Source organism: Nonomuraea mesophila (assembly GCF_004352805.1).
GTDB classification, from domain to species: domain Bacteria; phylum Actinomycetota; class Actinomycetes; order Streptosporangiales; family Streptosporangiaceae; genus Nonomuraea; species Nonomuraea longispora.
This window is the reverse complement of record NZ_SMLD01000425.1, coordinates 1-312: the sequence shown is the minus strand read 5'-3', so window position 1 is coordinate 312 and position 312 is coordinate 1. Positions and strand designations below refer to the sequence as shown.

At 66.3% G+C, this 312-nt stretch carries 1 protein-coding gene; it reads left to right on the top strand.

Features of this window, described 5'->3' with window-relative positions:
• Window positions 1–296, top strand: a 296-nt coding sequence (locus E1295_RS48395) for a transposase family protein (protein WP_166427813.1), incomplete at its 5' end; no start/stop codon positions are given.
• Window positions 297–312: the final 16 nt, after the last annotated feature.

Below are 312 nucleotides of genomic sequence, written 5' to 3'. Positions count from 1 at the left end.
GCATCTGGGGCATCCTGCGCGCACTGGAGCAGGCGGGGATCATCACCCTGGCGGACAAGGCGTATCAGGGAGCCGAAGGCCCGGTCCGCACCCCGTACAAGGGCAAGCACAAGCCCGAATCCCAGAAGCACGCCAACCGCGCCCACGCCAGGCTCCGCGGCCCCGGCGAACGCGCAAACGCCCAGCTCAAAGGCTGGAGAATCTTGCGCAAGCTACGCTGCAGCCCGTCCAAGGCCGGCCACCTCTGCAAGGCCATCGCCGTCCTTCAGAACCATCGCGTCACCCAAGCCGGGTGAGCCTGAAATAGGTTCA